Origin of the sequence: Dyadobacter sp., assembly GCF_051859145.1 — a bacterium.
Taxonomy (GTDB): Bacteria; Bacteroidota; Bacteroidia; order Cytophagales; family Spirosomataceae; genus Dyadobacter.
Map to the genome: position 1 here is coordinate 4429 of NZ_JBHYGF010000041.1, position 9256 is coordinate 13684.

At 42.0% G+C, this 9256-nt stretch carries 9 protein-coding genes and 1 pseudogene; 9 read left to right on the forward strand and 1 reads right to left on the reverse strand.

Annotation, left to right across the window (positions count from 1 at the left end; translation table 11 throughout):
* From rpsD to ACTIE6_RS03600, 9 genes are all read left to right on the forward strand, one after another.
* A partial coding sequence (rpsD, locus tag ACTIE6_RS03560; RefSeq protein WP_439555316.1) for a 30S ribosomal protein S4 occupies window positions 1-480 on the forward strand: 480 nt, incomplete at its 5' end.
* A gap of 134 nt (window positions 481-614) precedes the next feature.
* The gene (locus tag ACTIE6_RS03565) at window positions 615-1604 is read left to right on the forward strand and encodes a DNA-directed RNA polymerase subunit alpha (RefSeq protein ID WP_056280075.1); all 990 of its coding nucleotides are present in this window, start codon (window positions 615-617) and stop codon (window positions 1602-1604) included.
* 72 nt (window positions 1605-1676) lie between these two features.
* The gene (gene rplQ, locus ACTIE6_RS03570) at window positions 1677-2237 is read left to right on the forward strand and encodes a 50S ribosomal protein L17 (RefSeq protein ID WP_439555317.1); all 561 of its coding nucleotides are present in this window, start codon (window positions 1677-1679) and stop codon (window positions 2235-2237) included.
* Between the two features lie 147 nt (window positions 2238-2384).
* Complete coding sequence (carA, locus tag ACTIE6_RS03575; RefSeq protein WP_439555318.1) at window positions 2385-3488, forward strand: glutamine-hydrolyzing carbamoyl-phosphate synthase small subunit; 1104 nt, start codon at window positions 2385-2387, stop codon at window positions 3486-3488.
* 204 nt (window positions 3489-3692) lie between these two features.
* A complete protein-coding gene (gene eno, locus ACTIE6_RS03580; RefSeq protein ID WP_439555319.1) occupies window positions 3693-4964 on the forward strand; it encodes a phosphopyruvate hydratase in 1272 nt (423 codons plus the stop codon).
* Between the two features lie 49 nt (window positions 4965-5013).
* A complete protein-coding gene (locus ACTIE6_RS03585) occupies window positions 5014-5346 on the forward strand; it encodes an FtsB family cell division protein (protein ID WP_056280086.1) in 333 nt (110 codons plus the stop codon).
* Between the two features lie 41 nt (window positions 5347-5387).
* The gene (gene gpmI / locus ACTIE6_RS03590; RefSeq protein WP_439555320.1) at window positions 5388-6920 is read left to right on the forward strand and encodes a 2,3-bisphosphoglycerate-independent phosphoglycerate mutase; all 1533 of its coding nucleotides are present in this window, start codon (window positions 5388-5390) and stop codon (window positions 6918-6920) included.
* Between the two features lie 84 nt (window positions 6921-7004).
* Window positions 7005-7613 (forward strand): hypothetical protein, encoded by a 609-nt coding sequence (locus ACTIE6_RS03595; RefSeq protein ID WP_439555321.1) that lies wholly within the window; start codon window positions 7005-7007, stop codon window positions 7611-7613.
* Window positions 7614-7935: 322 nt separating this feature from the next.
* Window positions 7936-8886, forward strand: coding sequence for a hypothetical protein (locus ACTIE6_RS03600; RefSeq protein WP_056280092.1), 951 nt, complete (start codon window positions 7936-7938; stop codon window positions 8884-8886).
* Between the two features lie 64 nt (window positions 8887-8950).
* On the opposite strand, the pseudogene ACTIE6_RS03605 reads toward ACTIE6_RS03600, so the two are convergent.
* Window positions 8951-9256, reverse strand: a pseudogene (locus ACTIE6_RS03605) (polyphosphate kinase 2 family protein); the annotation flags it as partial.

Genomic DNA, 9256 nt, shown 5'->3' on the forward strand with positions numbered 1-9256 from the left:
AAGAAATCAGAGTATGCTTTACAGTTAATGGAAAAGCAAAAGGTAAAATTCATTTACGGTATTCTTGAAAGACAATTCCGTAATTTATTTGAGAAAGCTTCTGTAAAAGAAGGTATCACTGGTGAGAACCTTTTGAAATACTGCGAGGCACGTCTTGATAATACAGTTTACCGTCTGGGAATTGCTCCAACCAGAAGAGCAGCCCGGCAGCTTGTATCTCACAAACACATTCTTGTTGATGGCGAGATCGTAAATATTCCTTCGTATTCTCTTCGCCCAGGACAGGTAGTAACTGTTCGCGAAAAGTCTAAATCACTTGAAGCAGTGACAGACAGCCTTGCCGGCCACAGTTCTCGCGGATTTAACTGGCTTGAATGGGACGGACAGCAACTATCAGGCAAATTCGTAACGTTCCCAGAGCGTGAGCAGATCCCTGAGAATATCAATGAGCAGCTCATCGTTGAGTTGTACTCTAAATAACAATCTTCATCAGTTCAGTACTTTCTCCGTTGCGCGGGGGAAGTACTTTTTAGCCGTTAACGGCAATTTTGCGATCGCAAAGGTAACGGTAGCGTGATCAACTATCATTTACTACTATAAAAGGAGCAAAGACTATGTCAATATTAGCTTTCCAAATGCCTGATAAGGTCGTCATGGAAAAAGCAGACGACTTTCACGGGTTGTTTGAGTTTAAGCCTTTAGAGAAAGGATACGGCGTGACCATCGGTAATGCGTTGCGTAGAATACTTCTTTCATCTTTGGAAGGTTACGCCATCACGAGTGTGAAGTTTCCAGGCGTGCTTCACGAATTCTCTTCTATTGAAGGTATTGTTGAGGATGTTACAGAAATCATCCTGAACCTTAAAATGGTTCGCTTTAAAAAAGTTTCTGATCTAAGTGAGAGTAGGATAGTAGTAAATCTAAAGAATGTGTCCGCTATTACAGCAGGAGACATTGGTAAGTTTACAAATGCATTCGAGGTTCTTAATCCAGACCAAGTGATTTGTCATATTGACGATCAAAAGGAGTTTGAGATGGAACTTTTGTTAGATAAAGGCAGAGGATATGTTCCGGCAGATGAGCCACGTGCAAATGAATTGCCGTTTGGCTACATTGCTGTCGATTCTATTTACACACCAATTAAGAATGTAAAATACAGTGTTGAAAATACACGTGTTGAACAGCGGACTGACTACGAGCGTCTTTTGATAGATATTCAAACTGATGGTTCAATTCACCCGGAGGATGCTCTGAAAGGTGCTGCGAACATTCTTATTCAACACTTCATGTTGTTCTCGGATCAGACGATGACTTTCGAGAAACAGAAGGCAGAGGAAGATAATCAGGTTGACGAGGAAATGTTGCGTATGAGAAAGCTCTTGAAAACTTCTCTATCTGAGCTGGATCTTTCTGTTCGTGCATATAACTGTTTGAAATCTGCCGATGTTAAATCATTGGGAGATTTAGTAAGGCTTGAAATTTCAGATATGATGAAGTTTCGTAATTTTGGAAAGAAATCCCTGACAGAGTTGGAGCAGCTGGTAGCTGATAAACAACTGACTTTCGGAATGGACGTTGCCAAATACCGCCTGGAAGAGGATTGATAATTATTCCATTCATAAGTATGTATTCTGTAGCGCGCCAGTCGCAGCTCGAAGCAACTAAACAACAAAAAAATGAGACACGGTAAAAAGGACAATCACTTAGGAAGAACAGCATCTCACCGCAAGGCAATGCTTTCAAATATGGCTTCCTCTTTGATTCTCCACAAAAGAATTGAAACTACTCTGGCGAAAGCGAAAGAACTGCGTAAGTACGTTGAGCCTTTGCTGACTCGTGCGAAAGAAGATTCAACTCACAACAGAAGGATTGTATTTTCCTATCTGAACGACAAAGCTTCTACAAAAGAGCTTTTCGGCGCAGTATCTGACAAGATTGCATCTCGCCCAGGTGGTTATACCCGCATTATTAAGTTGGGTAACAGGTTAGGGGATGCTGCTGAAACAGCATTGATTGAGCTTGTTGATTTCAACGATGCACTGCTGCTTGCTAATGCAGATAAGCCTGCAAAAACTCGTCGTAGCAGAAGAGGCGGTGGAAAGAAAGAAACTTCCGCTGAAGCTGATGTTGCAGCACCTGTTAAGAAAGAGGATCACCCGGTAGTGGAAGAATCAGCACCAGCTGCTGAGGAAGCTCCGAAAGCAGAAGAATCATCTGAGGGTACTGACAAAGAGTAGTTTTGTAAGATAATTGAAATATTGGAAGGGTTAAACGTTTTAGTTTAACCCTTTTTTATGCGCAAAAAACTGTATTTTTGCACCGCTTTTGAGAATAACTTTGATATGCATTCTCATTGAATCCAAGAAAATCGATAAAAACCATATATGAATCAAAAACAGGAAGCTCTGTTGTTGCTTGAAGACGGAACAGCATACAAAGGTCTAGCTTTGGGAATACGTGGAACGACTGGCGGAGAAATCTGCTTTAACACCGGCATGACGGGTTATCAGGAGATCTATACGGATCCCTCGTACTATGGACAGATTATCGTCAACACCAACTCTCATATCGGTAATTATGGTGTACAGCTAAATGATGAAGAGGAATCAAGCTCTGTCAAGATCCGGGGAATGGTATGTAATACATTTTCGGCGATCTACTCCAGAGATACTGCTGACTTCTCACTCCAGGAATATTTTGAAAAGTCGAAGATCGTCGGGATCAGTAATGTAGATACTCGGCATTTGGTAAGGCATGTGCGTGAAAAAGGCGTAATGAATGCAATCATTTCTTCTGAAATTCTTGATGAGAAGTTGCTCATGGAAGAGTTAAGGAGAATACCTTCGATGGACGGACTTGAATTATCGTCAGAAGTAACAACTACGGAACCTTACTTTGTTGGCGAAGAGGAGGGAAGCAAATGGCGGATAGCTGTGATTGATTATGGAATCAAAAAAAGCATTTTATCAAACCTTACTTCAAGAGGTTGCTATTGCAAAGTATTCCCCGCAAAGACGCCCTTTGAAGAGGTAATGCAATGGAACCCCGACGGATTCTTTATATCCAATGGACCAGGCGATCCAGCTGCTATGCTTTACGCAGTCGAAAGCGTAAACCAGATGATCAAGACTGCAAAGCCACTTTTTGGAATCTGCCTTGGACATCAGTTACTCGCGCTGTCAAGTGGGATAACTACTTATAAAATGCATCATGGTCACAGAGGTTTAAATCATCCCGTGAAGAACCTGATTACGGGATTGTGTGAAATTACTTCTCAGAATCACGGATTTGCTGTAAACCCCGATGAGATCCAGAGCCACCCCGACATTGAGATCACGCATATTAACCTCAATGATAATACCATAGAAGGGATCAGAAGAAAGGATTATCCTGCGTTTTCGGTTCAGTATCACCCGGAAGCTTCACCAGGACCGCATGATTCAAGGTACCTGTTTGACGAGTTTATCAAATTGCTAAGCGCAAGCTGATCAGAAAACCTCCTCAATGGAGGTTTTTCTATTTTACAGAGGTATACACCCTCATCTTATTTGCTTAATTCGAATGGAATTGACCGTATTATCGAATTGTAAATTTAGCTTAAAGTGATTTGCCGCTTATGGATGACGATTTTTTTTGTGTTATTTTGTAGGCGTTAAAATATTCAAAATTTATAATTAAAACATAAGCTGCAAATGAGTACGATTCAGTCAGTACATGCAAGACAAATTCTGGATTCAAGAGGAAACCCGACAATAGAAGTAGATATTCGTACAGAAAATGGTTACCTGGGACGTGCTGCTGTTCCATCTGGTGCTTCTACCGGAAAGCATGAGGCCGTTGAACTTCGTGACGATGATAAAAGCGTTTATGTTGGAAAAGGTGTTTTGAAAGCAGTTGAAAATGTTAACGACATTATCTTCCCTGAACTGATCGGCTGTTCTGTATTTGAGCAAAATCTGATTGATAAGATCATGCTTGAACTGGACGGAACTCCTAATAAAGGAAAGTTGGGTGCCAATGCAATCCTGGGAGTGTCGCTGGCAGCAGCGAAAGCAGCGGCTCAGGAAGCAAACCTGCCATTGTATCGCTATGTTGGAGGTACAAATGCAAATACACTTCCCGTTCCAATGATGAACATCCTGAACGGAGGTAGCCACGCGGATAACTCGATCGATTTCCAGGAGTTCATGATCATGCCTGCCAAAGCAGATACTTTTTCTCAGGCACTTCGTATGGGTGTTGAAGTTTTCCATACCCTGAAAACCGTTTTGAAAAGCAAAGGATATTCTACGAACGTAGGTGACGAAGGTGGTTTCGCTCCGAATATTAAATCCAATGAAGAGGCAATTGAAATCGTAATCCAGGCGATCGAAAAAGCAGGTTACAAACCAGGCGAAGAAATTTTCATCGCGATGGATGCTGCTGTATCTGAATTCTATGAAGACGGTTTGTACCACTTCAAAAAATCAGACGGCCGCAAGTTGAGCTCAGCTGAAATGGCGGATTACTGGACTCAATGGGTTGCCAAATATCCTATTATCTCAATTGAAGATGGTATGGATGAAGATGATTGGGCTGGCTGGAAAACTTTGACAGAATCAGTTGGCAGCAAATGCCAGCTTGTAGGTGACGATTTGTTCGTAACAAATGTAACCCGTCTGCAACAAGGTATTGAGTCTCAAATTGCAAATGCAGTTTTGGTAAAAGTTAACCAGATTGGTTCTCTTACAGAAACTATCGATACAGTAAATCTTGCAAAACGCAACAGCTACAAGAGCATTATGTCGCACCGCTCAGGTGAGACGGAAGATGCAACAATCGCTGACCTTGCAGTTGCATTGAACACAGGACAAATCAAAACCGGTTCTGCTTCACGTTCTGACCGTATGGCGAAATACAATCAGCTACTTCGCATTGAGGAAGAATTAGGCGAAAGCGCATACTTCCCGGGATTGAAATTCTGATAAAATAAACCGGAGCCAAGCGCTCCGGTTTTCATTTTTGGGTGTTGCTATGAAAAGTAATTCATTCTGGTCATTTAAAACATTGAAAAACTTCTATGTAGCCACTTTGGTTGCATGGTTGTTTTGGATTTTGTTTTTAGACAATAATAACATTCGCGTTGTTTTTTCTAACCGGATGAAAATGAAAGAACTGGAAGTAGAAAAGTCCAAACTACTTGAAAAAATTTCCCAGGTAAAGAAAGAGCGGAATGAGGTTTTTGGAAATCCGCAAATGGTTGAGAAATGGGCCAGGGAAAAGTTTCTGATGAGGAAACCGGGCGAGGAGGTTTACGTGATCGTAGACGAGAATAATCAACCTATTGAAAGTAAGAGCGAAGAGTAACCCCATAGGTTCGCTAAACAACATTTTAACATTCCACCACATTGAGCAGAAAAGTCATTCTTATCATTATGGACGGTTGGGGAGTCGCCAGGATTGGTGAAGAAAACCGTTCAGCTGTTATAGCTGCCAACACTCCTTTTTACGACAGTATTCTGCAAAACTATCCAAACAGCAGATTGGAAGCCAGCGGTTTGGCAGTCGGATTACCTGATGGTCAAATGGGTAACTCGGAAGTAGGACATACCAATCTCGGAGCAGGCCGCGTCGTTTATCAGGATTTGGTAAAGATCAATCTGGCAGTATCGGAAGGTACATTGGCACACGAAAAAGCTTTATCAGAGGCTTTTGATTACGCTAAATCCAACAACAAAAAAGTACATTTCATAGGCCTGGTGTCGGATGGTGGTGTCCACTCGCACATAGACCATCTGAAAGGTCTTTGCAAAATTGCTGCTGACCGCCAGCTTGAAAATGTTTTTGTTCACGCTTTTACAGACGGCCGTGATTGTGATCCCAAAAGTGGTTTAGGCTTTTTAACAGAGCTTAAAGAAGCAATGGGCATGACTACGGGTCGACTTGCCAGCATTACCGGCCGCTACTATGCAATGGACCGAGACAAACGCTGGGAACGTGTGAAGCTGGCCTACGATGCCATGGTACATGGAGAAGGGAAGCATGTTCCGGAAACAGAAGTTTTGCAAGCAGTACAGGCTTCCTACGAGGAAGGTGTGACTGATGAATTTATCATGCCTATTATTGCGACAGATGCCGCGGGAATTCCTATCACAGTTATTAGTGATGGGGATGTGGTTTTGTGCTTCAATTTCCGTACTGACCGCGGACGTGAAATAACGGAAGTTCTGACTCAACAGGATTTTCACGAGCAGAACATGCACAAGCTCAACTTGAAGTATGTTACAATGACCAATTATGATGATACTTACAAAGGAGTAGATGTCATTTTTGATAAAGATAACCTTAACAACACATTAGGGGAAGTGCTGGAATCGGCGGGTAAAAAGCAGATCCGAATTGCTGAAACTGAAAAATACCCGCACGTGACATTCTTTTTCTCAGGAGGAAGGGAAAAACCTTTCGAAGGTGAAAGTCGCTTGCTTTGTGCATCTCCCAAAGTGGCTACTTACGATTTGCAGCCTGAAATGTCCGCCTTTGGGATCCGGGATTCGATCGTACCTGAGCTGGAAAAAGAAGAGGTTGATTTTGTCTGCCTAAATTTTGCCAATCCGGATATGGTAGGACATACCGGCGTTTTCGAAGCGGCAGTAAAAGCATGCGAAACTGTTGATCAATGCGTGCAGGCGGTTGTTACAACAGGTTTAAACCACGGCTACTCTTCGATTATCATAGCTGATCATGGAAATTCGGATTATATGATGAACGATGACGGGTCGCCTAACACCGCGCATTCCCTGAATCTGGTACCGTGTATTCTGGTTGATAACGAATACAAATCTCCAATCAAGAATGGAAAGTTGGCAGATATTGCCCCGACTATCCTGGATCTGATGGGAATTGCCAAGCCGGAGGAAATGACGGGAACCAGTTTGCTCTAAAACTTAACGGTTGTAAAAGATGTTATTCGCAGAGAGCCCACAAGGCTCTCTGTTCTTTTAAAGTTCCATTCTGAATTCTTACAAATGCCTCAGCAGATCAACCGCACAAAATCCATTTTTAAAGCTCCTGTTATATACTTTTCTGCATTTCTTATGACAGCAATGCTCGCTTCCTGCGATCATCAGCGTGAAGATGAAAATGAGGTAAAAAGGTATTTTGATCTAAAAGGATTTGTAGAAAACCAGATTGTGTACCTGAATGAAAAGAAGCCTGTGGCAACGAAATCAGCGAAGCTTGATGATGAACTAGAAACCGTCACATCAAATGCCATTGACTGGAAAAAAGAACTTGAATTGTTCATGCTGGCTGATATCAACAGACCTTCCTACGCGCAGAGTTATAATGTGACGCGTGAAGATTCGTCTACCTACGAGTACACACTTAAAGAGAATAGTGACCTGCCAGTCCGTTATCTGAAAATCATTACCGATACCACAGTCAAATCTCCCACTAAAGTACTTGCTACGCTTCTGTCCCGTAATCGTATTTATGAATCCAAAAAGCAGATTGAGCTTACTTGCCAGAAAAAGGATAATCTATGGCAGATTTCTGCTTACTCTGTGAAAGGTTATCAAAAACTGATCTTTATGGAGTCAAAGCGGTTCGAAATATCGGCTAAAATAGGATTATAGCGGGTTTTTTAATTTCCTTTTCCTGTACTCTTACACCATAAATTGGGTAAAGATTACCCAAAACCATTAAAGTGAATGCGCCTCAATGGCTACCAGTTAAATAAATCTGCTCAAAAGTTTACTTGTTGAAAAAAAGCCTCAGATGTGGAATTTGAGGCTTTTTTACTGGTATTATTCGTAGAAGGCAATTCGGCGTATATAGCCGGCTCACTGGTCTTTCAGAAAACAGGGCACAAAATTGGTTGTTTACCTAGCGAAACCATGTAGACCCGGACTAATCCGTCAACATGTAAACTAAATCATAAAGTAAACTTAAAACTCAATGCAACAAGAACAGAAAAATAAGCAAAGCATAGCTTGGGCAATGGTAGTTGTCCTGGGACTAGCGACGGCCATGTTTGGCTACTTGTTTACAACTCAAAAACAGGAGTTGACTCAACAGGAATCAATGGTAGTTGAGAAAGCAAGAGAACTGGCTGTAACCAAAACTAAACTGGACTCTATTTCCACCGTTCTGGATTCTAAAATTGCTGAAATCGAAAGACTGGGTGGAGACGTTACGGAACTTACCAAAATGAAAGAGAAGTTGGAAGCTGATAAATTGGCTTTCAGCAAAAGCAGAAGAGTTGAGACTAACAAGTATCTTGGAAAAATCAAGGAGTATGAAAGGTTCCTGACTGAAAAAGATGAAATGATCGCGCAGCTTAAAGCTGAAAACGAGCATCTGGTAGCTTCAAATGATTCCCTGAGTACACATGTTGGTACCTTGACAAGCGAAAGAGAAAGACTGGTTCAACGCCAGACTGAATTGACTGACTCGGTAACTACTTTCACTGCTGCTAACAAAGAGCTAAGTGAGAAAGTAAGTAAAGCAGCAGCTTTGAGAGCTCAGAATCTTAAAATCCTGACCGTTAATTCAAGAGGTAAGGTGAAAGACAAAGATGAGTACAAAGCGAAGAGAGTTGATAAACTGAAATTGGTTTTCAACCTGCCAGAAAACGAGCTTACTGCTCAGGAGCCAAAAGACATTTACGTGAGAGTTCTTGATCCTGAAGGCGCAGTAATCGCCGACGATGCAACTGGTTCAGGAGAATTTGAAGTAAATGGTGCGCCATCTAAATTCACGGCACGTGAGTCAGTAGCGTTCCAGAACAACAACCAGAAAGTTGAATTGCTATACGATAATACTTCTCAGTTCCGTCCTGGAAAATACAATGTAGAATTGTATGCAGAGGGATACAAGATCGGTGGCGGAGACTTCACCATCAAGTAAGATACAACTTCACACCATGCATAGCTATGAAAGGCGGCCGATTTACATCGGCTGCCTTTTTTTATTACTCGTGATTTTGAGCCTTAATTACATCGATATATTGCTTTAATACTTCGGTTTGTGCAGGATCGGATTCCGGATAGGACATATCCATTCTCTTCAACTCCTCCACAATGATTTTCCCTACTGCAAGCCGCATGTTCCGTTTGTCATCTGCCGGGATAATGTACCAGGGCGCTTTCTTTGAAGCAGTAGCATTAATGCATTCTTCGTAAGCTTTCATGTATTCATCCCATTGCGCGCGTACTTTGAAATCCTGTTCGTCGAACTTCCAGTTTTTCGCAGGATCCTCAATGCGTTCTATAAGCCG

Bases quoted from the DNA above. Each gene is read 5' to 3' on its own strand.
- ACTIE6_RS03565 (WP_056280075.1), top strand. From the start codon at position 615: ATGTCAATATTAGCTTTCCAAATGCCTGATAAGGTCGTCATGGAAAAA.
- rplQ (WP_439555317.1), top strand. From the start codon at position 1,677: ATGAGACACGGTAAAAAGGACAATCACTTAGGAAGAACAGCATCTCAC.
- carA (WP_439555318.1), top strand. From the start codon at position 2,385: ATGAATCAAAAACAGGAAGCTCTGTTGTTGCTTGAAGACGGAACAGCA.
- eno (WP_439555319.1), top strand. From the start codon at position 3,693: ATGAGTACGATTCAGTCAGTACATGCAAGACAAATTCTGGATTCAAGA.
- ACTIE6_RS03585 (WP_056280086.1), top strand. From the start codon at position 5,014: ATGAAAAGTAATTCATTCTGGTCATTTAAAACATTGAAAAACTTCTAT.
- ACTIE6_RS03595 (WP_439555321.1), top strand. From the start codon at position 7,005: ATGCCTCAGCAGATCAACCGCACAAAATCCATTTTTAAAGCTCCTGTT.
- ACTIE6_RS03600 (WP_056280092.1), top strand. From the start codon at position 7,936: ATGCAACAAGAACAGAAAAATAAGCAAAGCATAGCTTGGGCAATGGTA.